Source organism: Streptomyces sp. Ncost-T10-10d (genome assembly GCF_900091955.1).
GTDB lineage: Bacteria > Actinomycetota > Actinomycetes > Streptomycetales > Streptomycetaceae > Streptomyces.
This window is the reverse complement of record NZ_FMDF01000012.1, coordinates 92,000-117,440: the sequence shown is the minus strand read 5'-3', so window position 1 is coordinate 117,440 and position 25,441 is coordinate 92,000. Positions and strand designations below refer to the sequence as shown.

The 25,441-nt window shown below is 70.3% G+C and carries 24 protein-coding genes; 14 read left to right on the top strand and 10 right to left on the bottom strand.

The genetic code is table 11. The features are described 5' to 3' along the window. The first annotated feature begins 158 nt into the window (after positions 1–158). The 6 genes from GA0115254_RS01525 to GA0115254_RS01505 all read left to right on the top strand — a co-directional run bounded on the left by GA0115254_RS01525 (position 159) and on the right by GA0115254_RS01505 (position 9,639). The gene (locus GA0115254_RS01525) at positions 159–2,045 is read left to right on the top strand and encodes an ABC transporter transmembrane domain-containing protein (protein ID WP_093893430.1); all 1,887 of its coding nucleotides are present in this window, start codon (positions 159–161) and stop codon (positions 2,043–2,045) included. After that, complete coding sequence (locus GA0115254_RS01520; protein WP_093893429.1) at positions 2,042–3,823, top strand: ABC transporter ATP-binding protein; 1,782 nt, start codon at positions 2,042–2,044, stop codon at positions 3,821–3,823. Before GA0115254_RS01525 ends, GA0115254_RS01520 begins: the two co-directional genes overlap by 4 nt. 312 nt (positions 3,824–4,135) lie before the next feature. Then, positions 4,136–4,783 (top strand): DUF7019 family protein, encoded by a 648-nt coding sequence (locus GA0115254_RS01515; protein ID WP_093893428.1) that lies wholly within the window; start codon positions 4,136–4,138, stop codon positions 4,781–4,783. Continuing rightward, the gene (locus GA0115254_RS45460) at positions 4,783–6,129 is read left to right on the top strand and encodes a serine/threonine-protein kinase (protein ID WP_256102343.1); all 1,347 of its coding nucleotides are present in this window, start codon (positions 4,783–4,785) and stop codon (positions 6,127–6,129) included. Before GA0115254_RS01515 ends, GA0115254_RS45460 begins: the two co-directional genes overlap by 1 nt. Continuing rightward, complete coding sequence (locus GA0115254_RS45455) at positions 6,120–8,360, top strand: WD40 repeat domain-containing protein (protein ID WP_370740808.1); 2,241 nt, start codon at positions 6,120–6,122, stop codon at positions 8,358–8,360. The genes GA0115254_RS45460 and GA0115254_RS45455 overlap by 10 nt, the downstream gene beginning before the upstream one ends. 13 nt (positions 8,361–8,373) lie before the next feature. Then, positions 8,374–9,639, top strand: a complete 1,266-nt coding sequence (locus GA0115254_RS01505) for a protein kinase domain-containing protein (RefSeq protein WP_093893450.1) — start codon at positions 8,374–8,376, stop codon at positions 9,637–9,639. A gap of 98 nt (positions 9,640–9,737) precedes the next feature. Here GA0115254_RS01505 and GA0115254_RS01500 read toward each other — a convergent pair whose 3' ends face one another. The 5 genes from GA0115254_RS01500 to GA0115254_RS01480 are packed head-to-tail and all read right to left on the bottom strand — an operon-like array spanning position 9,738 to position 13,755. After that, positions 9,738–10,622: a nucleoside hydrolase gene (locus GA0115254_RS01500; RefSeq protein ID WP_176739933.1), complete on the bottom strand. Its 885-nt coding sequence runs from the start codon at positions 10,620–10,622 to the stop codon at positions 9,738–9,740. Between the two features lie 59 nt (positions 10,623–10,681). Next, on the bottom strand, positions 10,682–11,548 hold the full coding sequence (locus GA0115254_RS01495) for a carbohydrate ABC transporter permease (protein ID WP_093893426.1): 867 nt from the start codon (positions 11,546–11,548) through the stop codon (positions 10,682–10,684). A gap of 4 nt (positions 11,549–11,552) precedes the next feature. Further along, positions 11,553–12,464 carry a carbohydrate ABC transporter permease gene (locus GA0115254_RS01490; protein WP_093893425.1) on the bottom strand — a complete coding sequence of 304 codons (912 nt, stop codon included), beginning with the start codon at positions 12,462–12,464 and terminating at the stop codon, positions 11,553–11,555. Then, positions 12,461–13,333: a sugar ABC transporter substrate-binding protein gene (locus GA0115254_RS01485; RefSeq protein WP_256102347.1), complete on the bottom strand. Its 873-nt coding sequence runs from the start codon at positions 13,331–13,333 to the stop codon at positions 12,461–12,463. Before GA0115254_RS01485 ends, GA0115254_RS01490 begins: the two co-directional genes overlap by 4 nt. Beyond that, a complete protein-coding gene (locus GA0115254_RS01480; protein ID WP_176739931.1) occupies positions 13,216–13,755 on the bottom strand; it encodes an extracellular solute-binding protein in 540 nt (179 codons plus the stop codon). The genes GA0115254_RS01485 and GA0115254_RS01480 overlap by 118 nt, the downstream gene beginning before the upstream one ends. A 116-nt stretch (positions 13,756–13,871) precedes the next feature. On the opposite strand from GA0115254_RS01480, the gene GA0115254_RS01475 reads away from it, so the two are divergent. Then, positions 13,872–14,930, top strand: coding sequence for a LacI family DNA-binding transcriptional regulator (locus GA0115254_RS01475; protein WP_176739930.1), 1,059 nt, complete (start codon positions 13,872–13,874; stop codon positions 14,928–14,930). Positions 14,931–14,998: 68 nt separating this feature from the next. Here the strand turns inward: GA0115254_RS01475 and GA0115254_RS01470 are convergent, their stop codons facing one another. Next, positions 14,999–15,790, bottom strand: coding sequence for a metal-dependent hydrolase (locus tag GA0115254_RS01470; protein ID WP_093893421.1), 792 nt, complete (start codon positions 15,788–15,790; stop codon positions 14,999–15,001). A 137-nt stretch (positions 15,791–15,927) separates the two neighbouring features. Between GA0115254_RS01470 and GA0115254_RS01465 the strand changes: the two genes are divergently transcribed. Both GA0115254_RS01465 and GA0115254_RS01460 read left to right on the top strand, forming a co-directional pair. After that, the gene (locus GA0115254_RS01465) at positions 15,928–18,441 is read left to right on the top strand and encodes a DEAD/DEAH box helicase (RefSeq protein ID WP_093893420.1); all 2,514 of its coding nucleotides are present in this window, start codon (positions 15,928–15,930) and stop codon (positions 18,439–18,441) included. Positions 18,442–18,490: 49 nt separating this feature from the next. Continuing rightward, positions 18,491–19,363, top strand: a complete 873-nt coding sequence (locus GA0115254_RS01460) for an acyl-CoA thioesterase (RefSeq protein ID WP_093893419.1) — start codon at positions 18,491–18,493, stop codon at positions 19,361–19,363. 12 nt (positions 19,364–19,375) lie between these two features. Here the strand turns inward: GA0115254_RS01460 and GA0115254_RS01455 are convergent, their stop codons facing one another. Then, positions 19,376–19,600, bottom strand: a complete 225-nt coding sequence (locus GA0115254_RS01455; protein WP_093893418.1) for a DUF6011 domain-containing protein — start codon at positions 19,598–19,600, stop codon at positions 19,376–19,378. Positions 19,601–19,668: 68 nt separating this feature from the next. Here GA0115254_RS01455 and GA0115254_RS01450 point away from each other — a divergent pair, with 68 nt between their 5' ends. Beyond that, positions 19,669–20,376 (top strand): hypothetical protein, encoded by a 708-nt coding sequence (locus GA0115254_RS01450; RefSeq protein WP_256102342.1) that lies wholly within the window; start codon positions 19,669–19,671, stop codon positions 20,374–20,376. 34 nt (positions 20,377–20,410) lie between these two features. Here the strand turns inward: GA0115254_RS01450 and GA0115254_RS01445 are convergent, their stop codons facing one another. Both GA0115254_RS01445 and GA0115254_RS01440 read right to left on the bottom strand, forming a co-directional pair. Beyond that, entirely contained in the window at positions 20,411–20,704 is a 294-nt protein-coding gene (locus tag GA0115254_RS01445) for an SHOCT domain-containing protein (RefSeq protein ID WP_093893417.1), read from the bottom strand. A gap of 59 nt (positions 20,705–20,763) precedes the next feature. Then, positions 20,764–21,210, bottom strand: coding sequence for a DUF6325 family protein (locus GA0115254_RS01440; RefSeq protein WP_176739929.1), 447 nt, complete (start codon positions 21,208–21,210; stop codon positions 20,764–20,766). Between the two features lie 549 nt (positions 21,211–21,759). On the opposite strand from GA0115254_RS01440, the gene GA0115254_RS47350 reads away from it, so the two are divergent. Next, a complete protein-coding gene (locus tag GA0115254_RS47350) occupies positions 21,760–22,143 on the top strand; it encodes a DUF2252 family protein (RefSeq protein WP_370740806.1) in 384 nt (127 codons plus the stop codon). 35 nt (positions 22,144–22,178) lie between these two features. Further along, positions 22,179–23,564: a chloride channel protein gene (locus tag GA0115254_RS01430; protein ID WP_256102341.1), complete on the top strand. Its 1,386-nt coding sequence runs from the start codon at positions 22,179–22,181 to the stop codon at positions 23,562–23,564. A gap of 16 nt (positions 23,565–23,580) precedes the next feature. Here GA0115254_RS01430 and GA0115254_RS01425 read toward each other — a convergent pair whose 3' ends face one another. Next, positions 23,581–23,919: a DUF7144 family membrane protein gene (locus tag GA0115254_RS01425; protein ID WP_370740807.1), complete on the bottom strand. Its 339-nt coding sequence runs from the start codon at positions 23,917–23,919 to the stop codon at positions 23,581–23,583. Positions 23,920–24,177: 258 nt separating this feature from the next. On the opposite strand from GA0115254_RS01425, the gene GA0115254_RS01420 reads away from it, so the two are divergent. After that, positions 24,178–24,759, top strand: a complete 582-nt coding sequence (locus tag GA0115254_RS01420; protein WP_256102340.1) for a helix-turn-helix domain-containing protein — start codon at positions 24,178–24,180, stop codon at positions 24,757–24,759. 30 nt (positions 24,760–24,789) lie between these two features. After that, positions 24,790–25,356 carry a GNAT family N-acetyltransferase gene (locus GA0115254_RS01415; protein WP_093893413.1) on the top strand — a complete coding sequence of 189 codons (567 nt, stop codon included), beginning with the start codon at positions 24,790–24,792 and terminating at the stop codon, positions 25,354–25,356. Positions 25,357–25,441 lie beyond the last annotated feature (85 nt).

Sequence of the window (25,441 nt, the reverse complement as noted above, 5' to 3'; positions counted from 1 at the left end):
ACCTCCCCCGCAGCAGCTCCGCGGCCCGCATCGTGACCATGGCGCGATAAGTGCCGTTCCTGGAGAAAACCAATTGCTCCGACGACGTCCTCGCGCGAACCTTGCACGGTTTGAGTCATTCACCGAACAGACCGACACGCACCGAACCATGGGACGTCATGCAGATTCGCGATCTTCCGTACCCGGATCCAGGCGATCCCGATGTCCGGTCAGGCCCACGCTTCCTGATCTGGCTCGGCCGCAATCAGCTGCGCGGCCAGCTCAAGTCCATGTCCTGGGGCCTTTTGCACCAGTGCTCCCTTGCCGGACTGCCGCCCGCCGTCGGCTTCGCCGTGCAGGCGGTCGTCGACCGTTCCGGCAGCCGGCTCGCCTGGGCGGGCGGCCTGATCGCCGTCCTGGGCGTGCTGATCGCGCTGGGCGACACCATGCTCCACCGGACCGCCATCACCAACTGGATCACTGCCGCCGCGCGCGTTCAGCAGCTGCTCGCCCGTAAGACCGCGGAGCTCGGCGCGGCACTGACCCGCCGGGTGGCCGCGGGGGAGGTCGTCGCGGTGTCCACCGGCGACGTCGAGAAGATCGGCTGGTTCGTCGAGGCGCTCTCCCGCTTCGCGGCGGCCGCTGCCGCCCTCGTACTCATCTGCGTGGGGCTCATCCTCTATCTGCCGTCGCTGGGTGTCCTGGTGGCACTCGCCCTGCCGCTGCTGGCACTGGCCGTGCTGCCGCTGCTTCCCCGGGCCACCCGGCGCGCCGACCTCCAGCGCGAAAAGGCGGGCAAGGCCACCGAACTGGCCTCGGACACGGTTGCCGGGCTGCGGGTACTGCGCGGGATCGGCGGCGAGGAGCTGTTCCTGGGCCGTTACCGGCGCGCCTCGCAGGAGGTCCGCAAGGCCGCGGTGCGCAGCGCGCGGATGTGGTCGCTGATCTCGGCGATCCAGGTGCTGCTGCCGGGCGCGCTGCTCATCTCGCTGGTCGTCTACGGGGCGACGCTGGCCCGCGACGGCCGGATCGAGGTCGGTCAGCTGGTCACGGTGTACAGCGCGGCCTCACTGCTGCTGTTCCCGCTGCGGCACTTCGAGGAGATCGCGATGGCGTACTCCTTCTCGCGGCCCTCCGCCCAGCGCGCGGTCCGGGTGCTGTCGCTGCACCGCACGGACCGGCCGTCGAGCGTCGACGCAACACCGACCGGCGATCTGTACGACCCGGTCACGGGGCTGATGGCCCCGGCCGGCCTGTTCACCGCGGTGGTCTGCGGCGATCCGGACGAGGCGGGCCGGCTGGCCGAGCGTCTCGGCGGACACCCGCATGTGGACGCGGACGAGGTCGGGAACGGGGCGGAGGATTCAACGGAGAACGGAGCGCGCGACTGGGCGGACGACGCCACGTCCGAGCAGAAGACCCCGTCCGTCCTGCTCGGTGGCGTACCGCTGGACGAACTCCCGTTGGACTCGGCACGGACCGCCGTACTGGTCCAGGACAAGGACCCGGTGCTGCTCTCCGGCACGCTGCGCGAGCTGCTCGACGTTCCGTCGTCCGGCCGGGTGACCGCACAGGACGCGCTGTCCGCCGCCCAGTGCGGCGATGTGCTGGACTCATTGGCGCAGGCGTCCGTCGCCACGGACGGCGACCCGATGACGACCCGCATCACCGAACGCGGCCGGTCGCTCTCGGGCGGTCAGCGCCAACGGCTCGCACTGGCCCGCTCGTTGGTGACCGACCCGGAGGCGCTGGTTCTCGACGAGCCGACCTCCGCCGTCGACTCACACACGGAGGCCCGTGTCGCCGCCGGAATCAAGGCACTGCGCCAGGGCCGCACGACCGTGGCGTTCGCCTCGTCACCGCTGCTGCTCGACCTCGCGGACCAGGTGGTGCTGGTGCACCGGGGCACGGTCGTCGCGGTCGGCGCACACCGTGAACTCCTGCGCACGGACCCCCGATACCGGGCAGTCGTGACGCGCGAGACGGACGACGAAATCGCGGTCCTGACCTCTCAGGACGCGATCAAGCGGATCAGGACGATCGAGGAAGTCGAGGAACGGGCATGATCGGCGTCGCAGAACCGGCGTACGACCCGGCCGCACCGGAGTCGGCGACGACCCTGCCGGTCGCCACCCCCACCACCGTACGGAGCTATGTACGGGAGCTGCTGCGGCGCCACCGCAGGCCGTTCACCGTGCTCATCTCGTTCAACGCCATCGCGGTGATCGCCTCGATCGTCGGCCCCTATCTGCTGGGCGGGCTGGTCGAGGACCTCTCCGACGGCGTCACCGACCTGCATCTGGAGCGCACCGCCGGGGTGTTCGCGCTCGCGTTGATCGTGCAGACCGTATTCACCCGGATGATGCGCCTGCGCAGCGCGATGCTCGGTGAGGAGATGCTGGCCGATCTGCGCGAGGACTTCCTCGTACGGTCGGTCGGGCTGCCGCCGGGCGTGCTGGAGCGGGCCGGGACCGGTGATCTGCTCTCCAGGATCACCACGGACATCGACCGGTTGGCCAATGCGATGCGCGAGGCCGTGCCGCAGCTGGCGATCGGTGTGGTGTGGGCGGGGCTGCTCCTGACCGCACTCGCCGTGACGGCTCCGCCGCTGGCACTCTCGGTTCTGGTCGCCCTGCCCGTCCTGGTCCTCGGCTGCCGCTGGTACTTCAGGCGGGCACCGTCCGCGTACCGTTCGGAGGCCGCCGGATATGCGGCGGTCGCGGCGATGCTCGCGGAGACCGTGGATGCCGGACGGACCGTGGAGGCCCACCGTCTGGGTGCGCGCCGGGTGGCGCTGTCGGACCGGCGGATCAAGGAGTGGACGGCGTGGGAACGGTACACGCTCTTCCTGCGTTCCGTGCTCTTCCCCGTCATCAATGTCACCTACGTGACGATTCTCGGCGCGGTGCTGATGCTCGGCGGCTGGTTCGTCATCGAGGGCTGGCTGACCGTGGGGCAGCTGACGACGGGCGCGCTGCTGGCGCAGATGATGGTCGACCCGATCGGCCTGATCCTGCGCTGGTACGACGAGTTGCAGGTCGCACAGGTGTCGCTGGCCCGGCTGGTCGGCGTACGGGACATCGAGCCGGACGCGGGCGATGCGGAGGTCGTCCCGGACGGCCGTGATGTCCGGGCGGACGAGGTGCACTTCGGCTACCGCGCCGGGCTCGACGTCCTGCACAAGGTGTCGCTGGACGTCGCACCGGGTACGCGCCTCGCGCTGGTCGGCCCGTCCGGTGCCGGCAAGTCCACGCTGGGCCGGCTGCTGGCCGGGATCTACGCCCCGCGTGCGGGTGAAGTCACGCTCGGTGGCGCGGAGTTGTCCCGGATGAAGGCGGAGCGCGTACGTACACATGTGGCGCTGGTCAACCAGGAGCACCATGTGTTCGTCGGTTCGCTGCGGGACAACCTCCTGCTGGCCCGTACCGACGCCGGGGACTCCGAGCTGTGGGCGTCGCTCGCGGCGGTCGACGCGGACGGCTGGGCGAGGGCCCTGGAGGAGGGGCTGGACTCCGAGGTCGGCTCCGGCGGCCTGGCACTGACGCCCGCTCAGGCCCAGCAGATCGCACTGGCCCGGCTGGTCCTGGCCGATCCGCACGCCCTGGTGCTCGACGAGGCGACGTCGTTGCTGGACCCGCGGGCCGCGCGCCACCTGGAGCGTTCACTGGCCCGGGTGCTGGACGGTCGCACGGTGGTGGCGATCGCCCATCGGCTGCACACCGCACATGACGCGGATGTGATCGCGGTGGTGGAAAGCGGCCGGATCAGCGAACTGGGAAGCCATGACGAGCTGGTGGCGGCGGACGGCGCCTATGCGGCGCTGTGGCGGTCCTGGCACGGCTGAGAAAGTCTGCACGCCTCCTGTGCCTCGGAACGGCACGCATCAGCGACGACGTCCGGGCCTGTGGCCTTGAGAGCCGGCCGGAATCGGCCCGACCGACTCTCAAGGCCACATGGATCCTGCATGGATCCTGCACCATCGCCGACGCCGAGATCGACCATCGAGGAAGCCGCAGGATTCGACCTGTTCGACCACCGCAATCGTCCCGTCACCCCCCAACAGGGGGCCAGAACCCCCTCGACGAGGCCTCGCGAGTCATCCATCTCCTCGACAAAAACCGGGTCAGGAGATGCGGGGTGGCGCTAGCCTGACGGGGTGTCGATTCGCTATTACCTTTACATCAGCGACGCCAAGGTCGACATGCTGCTCTCGCAGATCGACCCGTCCTTCGCCGGTCGACGCACCACGGAGGCCGGCATGAGCTTGAAGCTCTTCAGCTTCAAGCGCAGTGTCGAGGCGTCCGCGCCGGACCGGGTGGCCAGGCTGGAGCGGGTGCTCGCGTACCTGCGCGAGCACGAACAGACAGGGTCGGTGGACGATCCGGGTCCCTATTTCCGCGGCACCCTGCCGATGCAGTGGGGACCGTTGCGTGGGGAGGGCGGTGGTTCGACGGTGTACTTCGGCGGACGAACCGCGCGGACGATCGTCGGGCTCGGTGGGGCCGGCAGCCATGTGTTCGGCGGGAGCGCTCCGCAGGATCCGGTGTTCGCGGCGTCCTCGATGCCGTCACTGCTCGCGGGTCTCGCCGCGGCTTTCGCCGCTGACGGCGTCGAGATGCCCACCGACCCGTCGGCACTGGCCTGGGTGCACTCCGCCGGACGCCTTCTGCGCGGTCCGGCGCAGTCCGTGGAATTCGTGGCCCGGCGCCTGCTGGAGGGCGCCAGTCCGTACCCCGAACTGGACCCCCGTCCGGACATGCGGGTACTCCTGGGCAGTCCTCTGTACGTAGCCATGGCCGACTGATGGCACCGGAGAGCTGGCAGCCCGGCGAGGTGATCCTCGACCTGTACGAGGTGCTGGACGTCGTGCACAGCGGTGGTATGGGCGTGGTCCACCGGGTGCGGCACCGCGGCTGGAACGTCGACCTCGCGGTGAAGACACCCCGCCCGGAACTGGTCGCCTCGGCCGGGGGCAGACGCCGGTTCGAGGCGGAGGCGGGCACCTGGGTCGGTCTCGGGCTGCACCCTCACACGGTCAACTGCTCGTACGTCCGGACCGTCGACGGCCTGCCCCGGGTCTTCGCCGAGTGGGTCGACGGCGGCAGCCTCGCCGAGGCCGTCACCGGCGGGAGGCTCTACGAGGGGGGCCCGGTCACCGCCCTGCGGCGGATCCTCGACATCGCCGTGCAGATCGCGTGGGGCCTGGACCACGCGCACGCCGCCGGGCTGGTCCACCAGGACGTCAAACCCGCCAATGTGATGCTCGAACCCGACGGCACCGCCAAGGTCACCGACTTCGGCCTGGCCGGGATACGCCCGGCCGGCAACGGGACCCCGCACGACGCGCCCCCCGACGTCACCTTCGGCGGGATGACGCCCGCCTACTGCTCCCCCGAACAGGCACTCGCCGCCACCGGGCGGCGGGAGATCCGGCTGACGCCCGCCACCGACGTGTGGTCGTGGGCGCTCACCGTACTGGAGTTGTTCACCGGCCGGCGCCCGACCCGGCACGGCCAGGCCGCCGCCGAAGCGCTCGAGGAACTGATGGCGGGCGGGCCGGCCGATGCCCGGGTGCCCGCCGTGCCCCCGGCGGTCGTCGGGTTGCTGCGCCAGTGCTTCGTGACCGCCCCCGAGGCCCGTCCGGCTCCGGGGCATCTCGCCGACGTCCTCGGTGATCTCTACGGAGACCTCACGGGCACGCCGTTCCCCCGGAGGCGCCGCAGGCTGTCGGGCTGCTGGCCGACGGGCTGTCCAACCAGGCACTGTCGCTGCTCGACCTGGGGCGCGCCGAGGAGGCGGAGGCACTGTGGCGGGAGGCGATCGCAGCCGACCCTCACCATCCGACAGCCGGCTTCAACTACGGCCTGTACCAGTGGCGCAAGGGGGACAAGACCGACCTGGAGCTGGTCGCCGAGTTGGAGGCCGCCCGGGACGTCGGCGGGGACGCCCGGCTCGCCGGCCGCCTGCTGGGATTCGTCCACCTCGAGCGCGACGACCCGGAGCGGGCCGTCGAACTGCTGCGAGAGGCCGCGCGTGAGGAGCCGGAGTCGGCGGAGATCGCCCAGGCGCTCGCCGAGGCGGAGCGCCGTCCGGGCCTGCGGCCGATCGTCCTCACCGGGCACGTCAACAGCGTCACCGCAGTGGCCGTGACCGCCGACGGGCGCCGGGTGCTGGCCGGCGACTACCACGGACGCGTACGTGTGTGGGCGGTGGACACTGGTCGCTGCCTGCACGAGCTGACTCCCGACGGCGCCGATGTCGTCGCAACCGCCGTCGACGCCGAGGGCCTGACCGGCCTGGTGGTCCGCAACCAGGCGCCGTTGGAGATGTGGGACCTCACCCGCGGTGAGCGGGTGCCGCTGCCGGACGGGATCGAAACCGCGTCGGTCACCGCTGTCGCGCTCAGCGGTGACGGTACGGTCGGCACCACCGGTCACGGTGACGGCACCCTGCAGTTCTGGAACCTCCGCACCGGGAAGATCCTGCGGCGGGTGCGGGGCCATGGAGGGCCCGTGGACGCCATGAGCCTGAGCGTCGACGGCGCCGTCGCGCTGTCCGCCTCGTCCGACGTGCCGCGAGATCAGACGGTCCGTGCCTGGGACGTCGCCACCGGACGGTGTCATGCGGTTCTGACCGCGCCGCGGGACGCGCGGGGACAGGGGGCCTGGGGGGTGGTCCACTACGGCAGCGCCCTCTCGGCCGACGCGCGGCACGCGCTGCAGATCTGGGCCGAAGGACCGATGGTCCTGTGGGACTCCCGGACAAGCCGTGTCGTCGCCGAGGTACAGCACCACCTCCGGCACGTGCACATCAGCGCGCTCGCCCCGGGCGCCTCCCTCGCGGTCGTGGGAATCAGCGGCGCGCCGGTGCGCGTGTGGGAACCGCTGACCGGTCGCTGCCTGCGCACGCTCGAATCCGAGGATCCGGATCGCGCGGACGACACGGCATCTGCCCGATCCGCCGCGGTCAGTGCCGACGGCCGCACCGCCGTTCTGGGGCTGTACGAGGCCATCCGCGTGCAGCCGATGCCGTCGGTCGGCTACCGGGCCCCCTGGGCGTATGCCCGTCCCAAGGCCGCAGGGGAACTGACCGACCACGGCGAGCGGTTCCGGGCCCGGATGGAGCAGGCGCTCCGGCTCGCACGCCAGGGGCGGTTCGCGCAGACCGCGGACTGCCTGCGGGCCGCGGAGGCAGTTCCCGGCTTCGAGCGGCACCCCGAACTGCGGGACGCCTGGAGGCAGGTGGGCCGGCACGGGCGCCGCGTGGGGCTGCGCGGCGCGTGGTCGGGTTTCGACCTCGACGGGGCCGGGCACTTCCCCGATCCGCTCACCCTCGCGCTCAGCCGGAACGGCAACTACTTCGCCACCGTCCGGCTCGGGGGACCGATCGACGTCTGGAATGCGGCCGACGGCCGACGATTCGCCGAATTCACCTGGGATATGGGGACGGCGAGCGCCCTCCTTCTGACCGGCGACGACCAGGCGGCCGTCCTCCACGACAACTACCGCCGCAACGTGTCCTTGCTCGATCTCGTCGGCGACTGCGCCTACCCCTTGTCGAGCTCCGGCAAGGCCGAAGCGATGGCGATGACTCCGGCGGGGGACCGGGTGCTCATCGGCGAGAGCAGCGGCGAACTGCGCTGGTGCGATCTGGTGATCGACAGGGCGCAGCGCACGGTCAATGCGCGTTGGAACGCTGTCAGGTCCCATGGCCGTGCTGTGGCCGCCGTCGCCATCAGCGTCGACGGCCGGTTCGCGGCGTCGAGGGCCCATACCCGCGAGGATGTGTCCGAGACCTGGTACCGCCATGAGGACGAGATCTGCCTGTGGGATCTGCGGTCGGGCGAGCGGCTGTGGAGTCGCACCGAGCGGCCTCCCGGCCTGAGCCTGGACTTCAGCCCCGACGGCCGAACGCTGCTGGACTACGGCGCCCACGGCCTGTGGGCCTTCGACGCCCTGACGGGCCGGCAGCTCTACTCGGTGGAGGGCACCAACAACGAACACATTCTGGCGACCAGCGCCGACAGCCGGCGGGGCGTGACCGCCGACTACTCGACGCTGACCGTCTTCGACCTCGCCACGGGTCGCGTCCTGCGATCGATCCCCGACGCGGGCGAGACCACGGCGCTCGCCCTCACCGGCGAGGGCCGGTTCGCCGTGACCGGCGTCCGCGGACGGCAGATCCGCGTCTGGGATCTGGACACCGGTCGCCTGCTGCGCGCTCTGGAGGGACATCGGGGCAAGGTGCACACCCTGGCCCTCGGTGAAGACGACCACCGGCTGGTGAGCGGCGACTACCACGGCACTGTGCGGGGGTGGGAGCTCAACTGGGACTTCGACTTCACGCCACAGCCGTCACCGGGCGGGGAAGGCTGCGAGTAGCGTGCCCGCCTCGGTGTCGTTGACAGTCCGCGCCGGTTCGTCCGCCGAGGTCCACACCTTCACCCGCCGTACCACCTGCCTGGTCGGGCGTGGCGAGGAATGCGGCATCCGGCTGGCCCGGAGCGAGAAGAAGGTCTCCCGCCATCACTGCATGTTCGACGTCAATCCGCCGCACCTGCGGGTGAAGGATCTCGGCAGCCGCAACGGCACGTACGTCAACGGGAGGCCGCTGCAGGGGAGCCCGGCCGCCCGGGAGCTGACCGATGGAGACGAGATCCGCCTCGGAAATGCGCACCTGCTGGTCACTGTCACCGACGCGAAGCCCGCGACCGTGCCCGATGCCCGCCAGGACCCCGCCGACGCCCTGCACACGCTGCTGGCCGCCGCGGAGGCGGGCGAAACCGACCTCACCGAGATCCGCGGCTACCAACTGCTCCAGGAGCTCGGCCGTGGCGGCCAGGGCGTCGTCCACCTCGCCCGCCGAGAGGAGACCGGTGAACTCCTCGCCTTGAAGACGCTGTCGGCCCATGGTTCCGTCAGCCGGGCGGCCCGCGACGGGTTCCTGCGCGAGTTCGCCTGCACACGGGCGCTGCGGCACCGCAATGTGGTCGCCTTCCACGGTGGCGGCGTGCACGGCAGCACGTTCTACTTCACCTGCGAATTCTGCCGTTGGGGCAGTGTCGCCGACCGGGCCGTCCGGGCCGGCGGCAGACTGGGCGTCGAACAGGCGGTGGCGATCACTCTGCAGACGCTGCGCGGCCTCGACTACGCGCATGCCGCAGAGGTACCCGTACGGCTCCCCGACGGGACCGTCACTGTGCGTCGCGGGCTGGTGCATCGCGACATCAAACCGCAGAATCTGCTGCTCACCGGTGACCGGGAGCGGATGACACTCAAGATCGCGGACTTCGGCCTGGCCAAGGCGTTCGACAGCGCCGGACTGTCCGGGCACACCCTGACCGGCGCAATGGGCGGAAGCCTGGCCTTCATGCCGCGCGGCCAGGTGATCGACTTCAAGTACGTGCGCCCGGAGGCCGATCTGTGGGCCGTGACGGCCTGCCTGTACTGGATGCTCACCGGCTCGGCCCCACGTGACTTCCCGCCCGGCGCCGACCCAGTCGCCGTCGTCCTGCGCGAGCCGCCGGTGCCGGTACGTGACCGACTGCCCTCCCTCCCCCGGCGGCTCGCCGAGCTGATCGACGCCGGTCTCGTCGACCGCCCCCGGATCACTCCGACCACCGCATCCGACCTTCGGAGCGCGATCCGTCGGGCCATGTGAGGCGCACCCTCCACCGCAACCGAGGAGGCCTGAGGTCCCCTGCGTGGGCATCTGCGACTGCACACGGACCGTCTCCGCGGCGATCGAATGACGGCTCCTCAGTCGCGCTTCGAGGCCCGGACGATCCGGGTCACGATCTCTTGCGCGACGGCCTCCACATCGGCGTCCACGACCAGGTCCACATTGCCGTCCGGATCGGCCGTGAAGACGGTCAGCCCTTCGTCGGTGACCTCGACCGTGCCGCGCTCGGTGGTGTAGAGGTCGGGGCGCAGCAGGGAGAGCGCGGTGATCGGGTCGTGCGGGACGCTCCACGGTTCGCCGGTGAAGCCGGTCCAGGCGTCGATCTCACGGGCGAGCGCCGCACCGTACGCACCGGCCTCGCGGATCGCTTCGATGCCGGGCTGTTCGATGCGCAGCCGCGTGGTGATGTCCAGGCCGGTGACGACGGTACGGATGCCGGAGCCGAAGACGGCACGGGCGGCCGTGATGTCGCTGACGATGTTGTGCTCGGCCTTGGCTCCGGGCCCGAAGCTGCCGCCCATCATGTAGAGAGTGCGTACGCCTGCGGCGAAGCGGTCGTCGAGCCTGATCGCGCGGGCGATGTTGGCGAGCGGGGCGATGGCGATGATATCGGTCGCGCCGGGCCGGGCAAGGACGGAGTCGACGAGGAAGCGGTCGGCGGCGACGGTGTCGCGTACCGGCTCGGTCTCCAGGTCGGTGAAGGCCCTGCCCTCGTGTCCGGCCCACCACACCTCCTTGCCGGAGAGGGTCTCGGTGGCTCCGGGGACGACGGTGAGGTCGTGTCCGGCGAGGGCACCGAGCCGGTGCGCGAGGCGGGCCCGGAGCAGGGTGTCGCCGTAGACGGTGGTGATGCCGGTGATCCGGGCCTCGGGTGAGCCGAGCAGCACGCCGAGGGCGAGCGCGTCGTCGACATCGCTGCCGATGTCGGTGTCGAGGAGGATGTCGGCGAGGGGGTGGGTCACGGTGTTCCTCGGGTCGGTGGGGATGGGTTTCGGTGTTCCGGCGGTCGGTCCGGCGGCCGTCACTTCAGACCACTGCCCGCGATCGACTGTGTGAAATAGCGCTGCAGGCGCAGCAGGACGACGAGCGGGATGACGGTCAGGACGACGGCGGCGGCGAACACCTGGCCGTAGTCGACGACCATCTGGCCCTGAAGGGTGCCGAGGGCGATCGGACCGAGTTGTCTGTCCGGTTCGGTGCCGACGAGCAGCGGCCACATGTAGGACTGCCACTGGAAGGTGAACAGGGTGAGCCCGGCGCCGATCAAGGCGGGCCACGACAGGGGTACGTAGACCTTCCGGAAGATGCCCCACCAGCCGAGCCCGTCCATCCGTGCGGCCTCGACGAGTTCGCGCGGGATGGCCAGGAAGAACTGGCGCAGCGGGAAGATCGCCAGGCCGTTGCCGATGCCGGGCAGGATCAGTCCGGTGTAGGTGTTCTGCAGGCCCCAGTCGCGGAAGATGTCCGAGAGCGGGATCGCTATGGCGTCGAACGGGATCATGAAGCTGAGCAGGATCACGGCGAAGACGAGGCCGCGGCCACGGAATCGGAACACCGAAAGCGCGAACGCGGCCATCGCGGAGAGCAGCAGCCCGAGCAGGACTGTGGCGGCTGCCACGCCGATGGAGTTGAGCACGGCGCGGCCGAAGTCGCCCTGGAAGAGCGTCACATAGTTGTGCAGCGTGGCGTCGGTCGGGATCAGGCTGTTCCAGGAGAGCCGGTCGAGTCCGGCCAGGACCTTGTCGCCGGGGCGGAGCGATCCGATGAGCACCCACAGGAGCGGGAGGGCGAAGAGCACGCCGATGACGACGGCGGTGGCGAGCGGCATGTGTCTCAGCGCGGAGGGGCGGCGTCCCATCGACTGCTGGGGGACGGTCGTTGTCTTCATCGATTCACTCCTCGCCCTTGCCCTGCATCATCCGGAACTGGACGGCGACGACCGCGAGGGTGATCGCGACGAGCACCACCACTTCGGCCTGGGCGAAGTTGATGTCGCCGACGCTGTATGCGCGGCGGAACACGTCGTACATCATGAGATTGGTCGAGCCGTCGGGACCACCGCGGGTCAGCAGTTGCACGGGGGCGAACACCAGGAAGTTGGAAACGGTGTCGGCGACCAGCACGAAGGCGAGCGGGCGGCGCAGCAGCGGCAGTGTGACATGGACGAACCGCTGCCAGGCGGAGGTGCCGTCGACGGCGGCCGCGTCGTAGCACTCCTGCGGGATGTCCTGCAGCCCGGCGATGAGGAACATCATCCAGTAGCCGACGCCGACCCAGGACATCAGGACGATGAGCGCGAAGAGTGCCTGTTGCGAGCTGGTGAGGAAGGGCTGCGGCGGAATGCCCATCGTGCCGAGGATCGCGTTGAGCGGCCCTTCGGGACGGTAGAGGATGCCCCAGATGACCGCGGAGACGGCCGGCGGCACGGCAATGGGCGCGAAGACCAGCGACCGCCAGAAGCGGACACCCGCGAAACGGCGGTTCAGCAGAACGGCGAGGCCGAGGGCGATCAGTACCTGGAGCGGGTTGATGACCAGGCTGAAGAGCAGTGTCACGCGGACGCTCTGCCAGAACTGGCTGTCGCCGATGAGGTCCGCGTAGTTGTCGAAGCCGACGAAGGTGGTGACGCCGTCGACCAGGCTGTGGTGGCGCAGGCTGCTGACGAGTGCCATCGCGGCGGGCAGCAGTCGCAGGACCACGAGGGCGATCAGCGCGGGCGCCAGGAAGTACAGGGCGGTCCTGCCCTGTGAGGTGGAGCGGCGGCGCCACGTGCGCTTCGGGGAGCGGGTTGCTGGGGTGGTCATCGCAGTCGCTCCCAGGTGCGCACCAGTTCTCCGGAGGCTTTCGCCAGCCGGGGTTCCACTGCGAGGCCGTTGCGGATGTCGGAGAAGGCGGAACCCATGACGGTCTCGAACTGGGTGTAACCGATGCTGCGCGGCCGGCTGACGGCGGTGTGCGCGAGTTCGTACCGCATGATCGTGGCCACGCCGGCGGTGCTCCTCGTGGCCTTGTGATCCAGATCCGCCGCATAGCGGTCGAAGGCCTTGCGGTTCGACGGGATGAGCGGGGACGCCTCGACGGTCGCGAGGCTGCCGTCGGTGGTCAGGGCGGCGTACTCCATGAACCGCAGTGCCGCGTCGGGGTGTTCGGCGTACGGGTTCACACCCCAGGACCAGGAGTCGGTGGGGGTGACGGCGCGGCCGTGGGCGAACTTCGGCTGCGGCGCGGTGCCCCAGGCGAAGTCCTTGAGTCCGGCGAAGGCGCCGAGGTTCCACGGGCCGCCGACGAAGAACGGCACCCGGCCCGAGGTGAAGAGGGAGGAGAGCTGGTACGAGGGGATGCCGCGCGGCGACGAGCCGTCGGCGAAGAGCGTGCGGTACCAGTCGAGGGCGTCGATCCAGCCCTGGGTGGTGACGGCGGGGGTGAGCATGTCCTTGCCGGTGATGCCGGAGCCGCCGTGCAGGGACTCGATGAGCGGCTGGAGCCCGTAATAGAGGTCGGTCTGTTCCAGCAGCAGGGCGTAGTCGGCGCCTGCCCTGTCCATCGTCCGGCGGCCTACGCTCTTGGTCCGCTCCCAGCTCCAGCGGTCCGCGGGGGCCTCTCCGGGGAGCGGTGCACCGGCCTTGGTGAGCAGGTCCGCGTTGTAGAAGAGGTACTGGGTGGAGGTCCAGATCGGCAGGGAACGGAGCCTGCCCTGCCAGGAGCTGACGCCGTACTGCTCGGGGGTGACGGCGGCCTGGTGCGGTCCGCGACCGCGTCGAGGTCGGTGAGGAAGCCGCGGGCGGTGAGGGCGGGTACTCGGGGCTGGTCGACGGTGTACACGTCGATCGCGCTGTCCTTCGCGGAGAGCCGCAGCTGGAGGACGTCGCCGAGTTGGTCAGGAGGTACGGGGGTGTAGTCGATCCGCAGGTCGGGGTTGGCGCGCTCGAAGCCTCGGATGACCGCCCGGAACGTCTCGGGGGTCTCCGGGCCGAGGAACCGTACCGCTGTTCTGCCGTCCGCCGGGCGGCCGCCCGAGCAGCCGGCCAGGGCCGCCGCGGACGCCACGCCGAGTGCGGCGCCGAGCACGGTTCTGCGGCTGGGAGAGCTCGTCATACGGCTCTCCGGCCTGCGATGGACATCGGTTCTCCAAATCGTTTTGCATAGCCTGGCTCGGCCTCTGTCAGGCGCGATAGCGAGCACCATACAAAACGTTTTGCACAATGGGTAGAGTGACTTCGAACACCAGGACAACGATCCTGGACGACAACGGGAGGTCGATGGTGCAGGGCGGGAGCCGGATCAAGATCGTGGATGTGGCGTCCGAAGCGGGCGTCAGCGTCACCACGGTCTCCCATGTGCTGAGCGGCCGCCGCCCGGTCTCGGCCACCACCCGCGCCCGGGTCGAGGACGTCATACAGCGACTCGGCTACCAGGCCGACCCCTCGGCGCGCGGTCTGCGCACCCAGCGCACCCGCACCCTGGGCCTGGTCGTCCCGGACATCACCAACCCGTTCAACACCTCGATCGCCGCGGGCATGCAGGAGATCGCCCTGACCCACGAGTATCTGACGGTGGTCTGCGAGGCCCCGATGGACGGCCCGCACCTGCCCGCGGTGATCCGGCAGCTGGTTGCGCGCCGCATCGACGGCATCGTGATCGGCCGGTACGGCGCCACCCGGCGCGATCTGGACCGGATCGTGGCCTCGGGATCGAAACTGGTACGGCTCGGCGGACGACTGGAGCCGGCGCTCGGCGACGTGGTCAGGGCCGCCGAGACCGAGGGGATGTACGACCTGGTCAGCCATCTGGTGAGCCGCGGCTACCGGCGTATCGCCTTCATCGGCGGTGCGCCGGGGGTGGAGCCGGGCGAGGAACGCTTCGCGGGCTATCGGAAGGCGCTGGAGGCGGCCGGGCTGCCGGTGCCCGCTGAGCTGGTCGCCTGGACCGGCTTCACCCGCGAGGGCGGGCGGGCCGGGGCCACCACCGTGCTGAGCGCCACGGAACGGCCGGACGCCGTGGTGTGCGCCAACGACCTGATCGCGATCGGCGCGCTGGACACGGCGCGGGCCGCCGGGCTGCGGGTGCCGCACGACGTGGCGATCACCGGATACGACGACATCGAGGCGGCCTCACTGGTCTCCCCCGCCCTCACCACGGTCCTCAACCCGGCCCGGGAGATCGGCCGTTCGGCCGCGCAGCTGCTGGTCGACCGGCTCGACGGGGACGGTCCGGGAACGGCCAGGGAGATCGTCCTGGCCCACCGCCTGGTACCCCGCGAGTCGGCCTGAGCGCTCCGACGGCCTGATCCGGGCGGCCGGAACCCGGCGGTCGGACCACAGCCGTCGGACCACGGCGGTCAGATGAAGTTCAGCGCGGCCGCCCCGCTCACTCCCCCGAGCACCATGAAGACCGGCATCAGCACCTTCAGCTCCACCCAGCTGCCGGCCCGGAATCGCATGCCCTTCGGCGGCCCGATCGGGTACCAGCGCTTGCGGCCCAGCGGGATGGGCCACAGGATCGGGCAGCCGGAGACGGTCAGCGCGTCACCGATGTCATGGACGAGGGCGCCGAGCACGATCGGCAGCCCGAGCCACAGATACTCCTGGCCGGGGGCGCTGAACAGCCAGTCCGAGCCGTTCCCCGGCTTGTCCAGGACGCCGGCGAGTATCCAGGCGCTGGTCGCGCCGAGCAGCCACACCAGGACGTCGCTGGACATCCGGGCGGCCCGCCACAGCAGTCCTTCGACGGCGAGCACCAGGTGGACGAAGAGGATCGCCAGGACCGCCCACCGGCCGCCGGTGATCGCCGCGGCGGAGGCCCCGGCGCCGATCAGGACCGCCCACAGCCAGGTGTGCGTCAGGGTCCGGTGGCCGCCGTTCCTGCGCGGGTCGCCGGAGCCCCGGGTCGCCTTGTAGACGGCGTGCGAGAGCTTGTCGACGATCTCGCAGAGTCCCCGGGAGACCGGCCCGAAGGCGCGCGAGATGGTCGCGGACTTGTGGTCGAGGTCCGGGGCGAGCGCGGCTCCGGCGGTGATCAGCGCACCGACGACGAGGACGGGCCACGGCATCGCGTGGCCGGCGGCGGCCGCCGCCGCGCCCACCCCCAGCCAGGCCGCCGCCCCTGACAGTGAGTGTGCCGGTCCCATCATTGTCTTCCCGCCCCCAAAGTTGTCCTGCTGCCATTGCCGCCCGGGCACGGCCGAGTTGAGTGGGCAGCGTATCGTCCGTGATCTTCATACGGTCGTCCGGTTCCCTCATCCGGGCGGAAGCCAGGCAAGATGGGGGCGTGACCCTTATCGATCAGCTGCCCCCGACCGACGACCCCGACGCCCTCTTCGAGGCTTTCTCGTCATGGACCGAGACGCAGGGCATCACCCTCTATCCCGCTCAGGAGGAGGCGCTGATCGAGGTGGTCTCCGGCGCGAATGTGATCCTTTCCACCCCGACCGGCTCCGGCAAGAGCCTGGTCGCGGCAGCTGCGCACTTCACCGCCCTGGCCCAGGACAAGGTCACCTTCTACACCGCACCGATCAAGGCGCTGGTCTCGGAGAAGTTCTTCGACCTGTGCAAGCTGTTCGGTACGGAGAACGTCGGGATGCTCACCGGCGACGCCTCCGTCAACGCCGACGCCCCGGTGATCTGCTGCACGGCCGAGGTGCTGGCCTCCATCGCGCTGCGCGACGGGAAGTACGCCGACATCGGCCAGGTCGTGATGGACGAGTTCCACTTCTACGCCGAGCCGGATCGGGGCTGGGCCTGGCAGATCCCGCTCCTGGAGCTGCCGCAGGCCCAGTTCATCCTGATGTCGGCCACGCTCGGTGACGTCAGGATGTTCGAGGAGGACCTGACCCGCCGCACCGGCCGCCCCACTTCCGTGGTGCGCTCCGCGACCCGGCCGGTGCCGCTCAGCTACGAGTATCGGCTGACCCCGATCACCGAGACCCTCACCGAACTCCTGGAGACCAGGCAATCGCCGGTCTACATCGTGCACTTCACCCAGGCCGCGGCCGTCGAGCGGGCGCAGTCGCTGATGAGCATCAATATGTGTACCAAGGAGGAGAAGGAGAAGATCGCCGATCTGATCGGCAACTTCCGCTTCACCACCAAGTTCGGCCAGAACCTCTCCCGCTATGTGCGCCACGGCATCGGGGTGCACCACGCGGGCATGCTCCCGAAGTACCGGCGCCTGGTGGAGAAGCTCGCCCAGGCCGGCCTGCTGAAGGTGATCTGCGGTACCGACACCCTCGGCGTCGGCGTCAACGTACCCATTCGCACTGTGCTGTTCACGGCGCTCACCAAGTACGACGGCACCCGCGTCCGTACACTGCGCGCACGTGAGTTCCACCAGATCGCGGGCCGCGCGGGCCGGGCCGGATTCGACACGGCGGGCTTCGTCGTGGCGCAGGCGCCCGAGCATGTCATCGAGAACGAGAAGGCCGTCAAGAAGGCGGGCGACGACCCGAAGAAGAAGCGCAAGGTGGTCCGCAAGAAGGCCCCCGAGGGCTTTGTCGCCTGGTCGGAGACCACCTTCGACAAGCTGATCCAGTCCGATCCGGAGCCGCTGACCTCCCGCTTCCGGGTCACGCACACGATGCTCCTGTCCGTGATCGCGCGCCCCGGCAATGCCTTCGAGGCGATGCGGCAGCTGCTGGAGGACAACCACGAGCCGCGCAGGGCGCAGCTGCGTCACATCCGCCGGGCCATCGCGATCTACCGCTCGCTGCTGGACGGCGGTGTCGTGGAGCAGCTCGACAAGCCGGACGCGGAGGGCCGGATCGTCCGGCTCACCGTCGATCTCCAGCAGGACTTCGCGCTCAACCAGCCGCTGTCCACCTTCGCGTTGGCCGCGTTCGACCTGCTGGACCCCGACTCCCCCTCGTACGCGCTGGACATGGTCTCCGTCGCCGAGTCGACGCTCGACGACCCGCGGCAGATCCTCGCCGCCCAGCAGAACAAGGCGCGCGGCGAAGCGGTCGGGCAGATGAAGGCGGACGGAGTCGAGTACGAGGAGCGCATGGAGCTGCTCCAGGACGTCACGTATCCGAAGCCGCTGAGCGAGCTGCTGTGGCATGCCTACGACGTGTACCGCAGGAGCCACCCGTGGGTGGGTGACCACCCGGTGTCGCCGAAGTCCGTGATCCGTGACATGTACGAACGCGCCATGACGTTCACGGAGTTCACCTCCAACTACGAGCTGGCCCGCACCGAGGGCATCGTGCTGCGCTATCTCGCGAGCGCGTACAAAGCTCTTGAGCACACCATCCCGGACGACATCAAGTCCGAGGACCTGGAGGACCTGATCGCCTGGCTCGGCGAGATGGTCCGTCAGGTGGACTCCAGCCTCCTCGACGAGTGGGAGCAGCTCGCCAACCCGGAGGTGGAGACCGCCGAGGAGGCGCAGGAGCGGGCCGACGAGGTGAAGCCGGTCACGGCCAACGCCCGCGCCTTCCGAGTGCTCGTACGCAACGCGATGTTCCGCCGGGTCGAACTGGCCGCGCTGGACAAGGTCGGCGAGCTGGGCCTGCTGGACGGCGACGCGGGCTGGGACGAGGACGCGTGGGGCGATGCGATGGACGCCTACTGGGACGAGTACGAGGACCTGGGCACCGGTCCGGACGCCCGCGGGCCGAAGCTGCTGAAGATCGACGAGGACGCCGCGCACGGCCTGTGGCGGGTCCGGCAGACCTTCGCCGACCCGAACGGCGACCACGACTGGGGCATCAGCGCCGAGATCGATCTGGCGGCTTCCGACGAAGAGGGCCGGGCGGTCGTCAGGGTCACCTCGGTCGGCCAGCTGTGACCGCGCCCGCCGTGCATCCGGAACCCCTGCGAGAGCGGAGACGCAACGCATGACGAACCCCGCCGAGCGCCTGGTCGACCTGCTCGACCTGGAGCGGATCGAGGTCAACATGTTCCGCGGGCGCAGCCCCGAGGAGTCCCTGCAGCGGGTCTTCGGCGGCCAGGTCGCCGGGCAGGCGCTGGTGGCGGCCGGCCGTACCACCGACGGGGACCGGCCTGTCCACTCGCTGCATGCCTACTTCCTGCGTCCGGGGCGTCCGGGCGTGCCGATCGTCTACGACGTCGAGCGCGTCCGGGACGGCCGGTCGTTCACCACCCGCCGGGTCACGGCCGTCCAGCAGGGCCGGACGATCTTCAATCTGACGGCGTCCTTCCACCGGCCGGAGGAGGCGGGCTTCGAGCACCAGCTGCCGCCCGCCCGCGAGGTCCCCGACCCCGAGGGGCTGCCGACCGTCGCCGAGGAGGTGCGTGAGCACCTCGGGGCGCTTCCGGAGGCACTGGAGCGCATGGCCCGCCGCCAGCCCTTCGACATCCGGTACGTCGACCGGCTGCGCTGGACTCAGGAGGAGACCGAGGGCGCGGACCCGCGCAGCGCGGTCTGGATGCGTGCGGTCGGCCCGCTGGGCGACGATCCGCTGGTGCACACCTGTGCGCTGACGTATGCCAGTGACATGACGCTGCTCGACGCGGTCCGTATCCCGGTGGAGCCGCTCTGGGGGCCGCGCGGTTTCGACATGGCGTCGCTGGACCACGCGATGTGGTTCCACCGGCCGTTCCGGGCGGACGAGTGGTTCCTCTACGACCAGGAGTCGCCGATCGCAACAGGCGGGCGAGGGCTGGCGCGCGGCCGGATCTACGACCGCGGAGGCAATCTGCTCGTGTCCGTGGTGCAGGAGGGGCTGTTCCGCCGCCTGGGCGAGTAGCCGTGCCCGGGCTCAGATGCCGGGGAGCGGGTCCTGCTCGACCTCGTGGCGGCGGGTGCGGATGTCCGGGGGCGCCGGGTGCAGTTTGGCGTCGCAGGCGGGGCCGAGGCCGGTGCGGCGTGACTCCGTACCGGTGAGCGGGCGCCCGCACATGCGGCAGCGCACCACCTGTCGGCGGGCGGTCCGGTCGGGCGACGGCTCGACACCGGATTCGGGGAAGGGTTCAGCGGACTCCACGGATCGATCTTCTCAAGACGCCCGTCTACTCTGCGACTTCCGACAGCGCACAACGGAGGAGTTCGCGGGTGAGCAGCGTGCTGACATTGGAGTCGGTCCCCCGGCCGAAGAAGGACAAGAAGGCGGAACAGGACATCGCCCCGGATGCGGTCGCGTCCATCGGCCATGTCATCGAGTTCGCGGACGAGCCGGGCGGGGAGTCCCGGGTGGTCGCCCATGTGGAGCGCGAGCTGCCGCAGGGCGGGATACCCGCGTACCTCGCGGCCCGCAAGACGGGTGCGCGTTCCTTCGTCCTGTGGGCCGACCCCGATCGCCGGGCCCGGCTGGCGACCCTGGTGACCACGTCCGCAGCCGATGGCGTCGCCACGTACCAGGTGCTGGGCGCGCAGGGTGAGCCCATCGGCACAGTCGTCCGCGAGAAGGCCCTCTCCGGGAAGGGGCTGCGGACCCGCTGGACGGTCGCGCAGACCGGTTGCCAGGAGGCGGTCGGCCTCAAGGGCCGGATCTTCTGGTGGTACGTGTGGTGGCTGTTGTTCCCCGTCCAGGTGGCCATCGGCGTGGGCAGCCTCCTGAGCGGCGGCGGCGATGTGGCGCGGGGGCCGCGGCGCATCATCTGGCGGGCCGGCCAGGATGTCCCGCTGGAGTTCCGGTCGGACGACGACGAGATCCATGTCCACGCACCATGGGTCGACTGGCGGCTCGCAGCCGCGCTGACGGCGCTGATCCGCACCTTCGACAGCTGGATGGGCACTCCCTGGGACGACAAGCGGCAGTGAGCCGCAGCGGGCGCCGGTGGTCGGCCCGGACCCGTCAGGGGGCGAGGATTCTGGCCTTCTGAGCCGCGAACTCGCTGTCGCTCAGCACTCCTTGGCTCTTGAGGTCACCGAGTTCCTTGAGCTGAGCGATCTTGTTGCTCATCTCGTCCTCCGGCGCGAGAGACGTGGGAGCGGGCGGCGGCGCCGCAGGGGCGGGCTGGGCCTGTGCCTGCGCGGCGTCCTGCTGAGCCCAGCGGCCCGCCTGCCGCCGGGAGACCCGGTTGGAGACCGAGGTGGCGGTTCCGGCGATCACCGCTGTACGGGCGACGCCGCGAAGAAGGCCTGGCATGGTGCATCTCCTTTGACTGGCTCTACGGGGACGGTCGGCCCGACGGGACCGTGAACGGCTCAGACCCTGGACTCGGCCGCGTCGAGCGAGGCCAGGACCTCCTGGATCGGGATACGCCCGTTGGCGACGAGGCGGCCTCCGGAGCGGCGCAGCGCGGCCGCGAGCGGTCCCGCCCACACGTTCTCGTAGATGAGGATTCCGGCAGCGCTGCCGGGTTCGAGGACCGTGCTCGCCTCGTCGATGTCGTCCTGGCCGAGCAGGCCCGAGGACGCCCCTTCGAACACGGCGAGGCCATCGCCGCCGTCGCCGGTCGCCTCGGAGAGTTCCACGCCCTCGACCGTTCCGTCCTGGTTCTTCCTGACGAAGATCAGATCCAGGATCCGGATGATGCCCCGGTCGACCAGGTCGACCAACAGGGGCAGTCCTTCTCCCGTCATCCGGCTTCCCGCCGGGAACTCGATCACCAGGTAGTCGATCGGTCCCGTCTCGTCGCTCTCGCCGCTCACGCCAGCTCCTCAGAATGTCGACTGCCCCGGTTCCGCCGGAGACCACGGCCCTGGCCATTGCACCAGCGGGTGGACCGCAGCGCATCTCGGCCATGGACGTGGGTGAGCCCGGGCCCTGTTGGGCCATTGGACGGACAGCGGGTCCCTCCCACGGCCGAGTGGTGCGAGCCACACCCCTCCCGTCCCCCGCCGCCACGGATGGTTGTCGCGCGCGGACGGCCTGCGGAGCGGGCCCGGATTCCTGCGGGGACCGGGTCGACGGAGCCGTCCCGGCCGGGCACGACGTGCTGTTCGTCGTGCGCCCGGACGGGCGACTCGCCCCGGTCACGAACGACCGCATCCCGGCTGTACATCCGGGAGACATCGCCGTCCTGCTGAGCCCCCCGCCCAGGCAGCTGTCGGCCTGATGGCGGCCGTCTTCGGCGACGCTCCCGGTCGCGTGCCCGCTCCAGCGCCTCGCCGAGGGTTCGTCCCGGTGCGATCCGCCATCCGTCCGGCGTCCGTTGATCGCCTGATGTGGCCTCACCGACGCGGCACCCGGGGCTCCCGATGCCAGGGGCCGGATTGCTGGACGTGTCGCCTGCGGTGTTACCGGAAGGGAGTCCACCCGGCACCTCCGGTCCGGGACCGTCCGGCGGTGCCGGGGCGGGATTCGCGGACGTTCACGATGGACGTGATCCATGTTCGCGCGGTGAGCCCGCCGGGCCTGACCGACCAGGTGGCCGCAGCCTCCCGTCGGACCGGCGGACCCTGCCGGCGGACTTCCGATTCGTGGACATGGCACGCAAGGTGGTCGGCGTGGGAGGCGTCGGCACGCATGCTGACCCCCTGGGCGACGGGCCGCCCCCGGCGCTGGTCCAAGCGAATGGCCGTACGGAAATCGCCGCCCGCACACAGCGGGGGCATCACGGCCGCGCCCCCGCATTGTGCTAACTCCTTGTGGGCGCTTGCGGAACAGCGTGTTCCAGATGGGTTCCGACGCTGAGGAGACAACGATCATGCCGGCCACCACCAAGGCGCCGCCGGACCCCTTCACGCTGATCCGCACCCGCGCATACACCATGCTCCTCGTGGTGGCGGCGCTTCTCGGAGTACCGGTCTCGGCGGCGGCGTTCGGCTTCCTCGCCCTCGTCCACGAACTCCAGTCGCTCACCTACGACGATCTGCCGAGGGTGCTCGGCTTCACCGGCACGCCCTCCTGGTGGCCGGTGCCGTTGCTGGCCGCGGCCGGTCTGCTGGTCGGGCTGACCGTCCGCCACCTCCCCGGAAGAGGCGGACACCGGCCCGCCGACGGTCTCATGCACACGGGGGCGCCCTCTGCGGTGGAGCTGCCCGGTATCGCAGTCGCGGCGCTCGCCTCGCTGGGTGCCGGGGCGGTGCTCGGTCCCGAGGCGCCGCTCATCGCGCTCGGCGGCGGTCTGGCCGTGTACGCGGTGCGTCTGGTCAAGCCCGGCATCAGCCCCAAGGCGAGTGCCGTGGTGGCAGCCGCGGGGAGCTTCGCCGCCATCAGCGCACTGCTGGGCTCTCCGCTCCTGGGCGCCTTTCTCCTGATGGAGGCCTCGGGGCTGGCCGGGATGATGCTCGGGACGGTCCTGGTGCCGGGACTGCTCGCCGCCGGTATCGGGTCGCTCATCTTCACCGGCCTCGGCTCATGGACCGGCCTGGGAACCTACTCCCTGGCGCTGCGCCATGTGCCCCACGCCGAGGAGCCCGACATCGCGCAGTTCGGCTGGGCAGTCGTGCTGGGCCTCGCGGCAGCCTTCGCCGGCACGGGCATTCAGCGGCTCGCCCTGTTCCTGCAGGCTCGGGTCGAGCGGCGGACGGTGGTGACCACCGTGGTCATGGGCCTGGTCGTCGGCCTGGTGGCGTTCGCGTACGCGCAGGGCACGGGAAGGGACGCATCCGGGGTGCTGTTCTCCGGGGAGAGCGCGCTCGGCCCGCTGCTCTCCCGGAGCGCGGGCTACTCGATTGCCGCGCTCCTGGCGCTCGCCCTGTGCAAGGCACTGGCGTACTGCGCGTCCCTGAGCAGTTTCCGGGGAGGCCCCGTCTTTCCGGCGATGTTCGTAGGAGCGGCGGGCGGGATCGCGCTGTCCCATCTCCCCGGGCTGAATCTGACGTCGGGCTTCGCGATGGGCATCGGTGCCATGTGTGTGGCGATGCTGAAACTGCCGATGACCTCGGTGCTGCTGGCCACCTTGCTGCTGGGGTCCGAGGGCCTCACCGTCATGCCGCTGGTGATCGTCTCGGTCGTGGTCTCCTATGTCGTCACGCTCAGGCTCGCTCCGTCATCGGCCGCCCTGCCTCCGGCACCCGATGCTCCGTCGGGTGCCGGCTCCGGACCGGATCGAGGATGACGGGCAGGCCGTGGCCTCAGGCCCATTCCTCCTCCTGCAGACCCGCGCAGAGCGCCCAGAGGATGAAGACGTTGATGGCGATGAGCACGATGGCCCAGAACGGGTAGAAGGGCAGCCACAGGAAGTTGGCGAGTGCAACCAGGCCTGCGAGCACGATACCCACGACGCGTGCCCATGCGGCCCCGGTGAACAGCGCACAGCCGGCGAGGACTATGACGATGCCCAGAATGAGGTGGATCCAGCCCCAGCCGGTGAGGCTGAACTCGAACACATAGTTGCGTCTGACGACGAAGACGTTGTCCTTGGTGATGGCGGCGATCCCTTCGAAGATCGCCATCGCTCCGCCGAAGATCATCAGAACCGCCGCGAAGGCGGTCCAGCCGTACCGGAAGGGATGATGCGAACTCGGGGTGGCATCACGCGCCACACTCGGCCCGGTGCTGGCACTGGCCATATCGGCCTCCTCGGGTAGCAGAGCAACCCGGCAGACCCGGGTGGGCCCGCCGGGACCTCTCCGAACAAGCGTGGCACGACAGCACCCGGTCAGCAGAACAACCATGTCCGGCCGCCACCCATGACACAACCTTCTCCGATCAGGGATATCGTCTCCACTGTGAGAGAATTCCAAGAGGCGGAGCCCGGCACCGTCGACGCCCGGCTCGCCGCGCGGCTGGGCGAACTGCGCAGCGAACGCGGCTGGTCGCTGGATGAGCTGTCCCGGCGCAGCGCGGTGAGCCGCTCAACGCTGTCCCGGCTGGAGCGCGGCGAGTTGAGCCCGACCGCTTCCCTTCTCGGCAAGTTGTGCACGGTCTACGAGCGGACGATGTCCCGGCTGCTGATGGAGGTGGAGGCGGAACCACCGCAGCTGGTTCCCGCCGCGCGGCAACCGGTGTGGCGGGACGAGGCATCGGGCTTCGTGCGCCGCTCGGTCTCGCCGCCGCACACCGGTCTGCGCGCGGAGGTCATCGAGGGCACTCTCGACGCCGGGGCCGCCATCGCGTACGAGAAAGCGCCCGTGTCCGGCGTGGAACAGCATGTCTGGGTGCTGGAAGGAACGGTCGAGATCACCGTCGACGGCTCCGTGCACACCGTGCGCAGAGGCGACTGTCTGCGCTTCCGGCTGCGCGGCCCTTCGCGCTTCCACTGCCCGGGACCGGAACAGGTCCGCTACGCACTGATGATCGTCCTGCCGTGAATGTTGTGAAGCCGTGAAAGGACCCGCCTCATGACCGAGATCGTCCCGGTCTCCGGACCCGAACTGGTCACCTACGCCGATGAGTTGGCCGCGCTCCTGGTGGAGACCGTGAACGACGGATCGTCGGTGGGATTTCTCGCACCGCTGGACCGTGACGTGGCCGCCGCCTGGTGGCGGGAGAGGGCCGAGGCCGTCGATGCGGGACACCTTCAGGTCTGGATCGCCCGGGACGCGGAACGGCTGGCCGGGACCATCGGCCTGGTCCGGGCTCCGCTGCCGAACGCCCGCCACCGTGCGGAGGTGGCCAAGCTGATGGTCCGTCCGTCGGCCCGCGGCCGGGGTCTCGGCAGGTCGCTGCTCGCCGCCGCCGAGCGGTCGGCCGCCGATGCGGGAGTGACACTGCTGGTGCTGGACACCGAGAGCGGCAGTCCTGCCGAACGGCTCTACCGTTCGGCGGGCTGGGCGGAGTGCGGATCGATTCCGGACTACGCCTGCGACCCGACAGGCATCCTGAAACCGACGACCCTCTACTACAAGGCGGTCGGCTCCGCGCAGGGAACATCGGATGGGGCGGCGAGTCCATCGACGTCCCTGTAGGCAACACCCTCGGCTGAATCCGGGCGATCGGGTTCGTGCCGATCAACTTGCGGGCGTGACAATGGCTGTGGAAGTCACCCTCACA

What these genes read in the sequence shown, in the direction of transcription:
- GA0115254_RS01525 (WP_093893430.1), top strand. Translation starts at nt 159, where the DNA reads ATGCAGATTCGCGATCTTCCGTACCCGGATCCAGGCGATCCCGATGTC.
- GA0115254_RS01520 (WP_093893429.1), top strand. Translation starts at nt 2,042, where the DNA reads ATGATCGGCGTCGCAGAACCGGCGTACGACCCGGCCGCACCGGAGTCG.
- GA0115254_RS45460 (WP_256102343.1), top strand. Translation starts at nt 4,783, where the DNA reads ATGGCACCGGAGAGCTGGCAGCCCGGCGAGGTGATCCTCGACCTGTAC.
- GA0115254_RS01495 (WP_093893426.1), bottom strand. Translation starts at nt 11,548, where the DNA reads ATGAAGACAACGACCGTCCCCCAGCAGTCGATGGGACGCCGCCCCTCC.
- GA0115254_RS01490 (WP_093893425.1), bottom strand. Translation starts at nt 12,464, where the DNA reads ATGACCACCCCAGCAACCCGCTCCCCGAAGCGCACGTGGCGCCGCCGC.
- GA0115254_RS01480 (WP_176739931.1), bottom strand. Translation starts at nt 13,755, where the DNA reads ATGACGAGCTCTCCCAGCCGCAGAACCGTGCTCGGCGCCGCACTCGGC.
- GA0115254_RS01470 (WP_093893421.1), bottom strand. Translation starts at nt 15,790, where the DNA reads ATGATGGGACCGGCACACTCACTGTCAGGGGCGGCGGCCTGGCTGGGG.
- GA0115254_RS01460 (WP_093893419.1), top strand. Translation starts at nt 18,491, where the DNA reads ATGACGAACCCCGCCGAGCGCCTGGTCGACCTGCTCGACCTGGAGCGG.
- GA0115254_RS01445 (WP_093893417.1), bottom strand. Translation starts at nt 20,704, where the DNA reads ATGCCAGGCCTTCTTCGCGGCGTCGCCCGTACAGCGGTGATCGCCGGA.
- GA0115254_RS47350 (WP_370740806.1), top strand. Translation starts at nt 21,760, where the DNA reads ATGCCAGGGGCCGGATTGCTGGACGTGTCGCCTGCGGTGTTACCGGAA.
- GA0115254_RS01430 (WP_256102341.1), top strand. Translation starts at nt 22,179, where the DNA reads ATGGGTTCCGACGCTGAGGAGACAACGATCATGCCGGCCACCACCAAG.
- GA0115254_RS01425 (WP_370740807.1), bottom strand. Translation starts at nt 23,919, where the DNA reads ATGATCTTCGGCGGAGCGATGGCGATCTTCGAAGGGATCGCCGCCATC.
- GA0115254_RS01415 (WP_093893413.1), top strand. Translation starts at nt 24,790, where the DNA reads ATGACCGAGATCGTCCCGGTCTCCGGACCCGAACTGGTCACCTACGCC.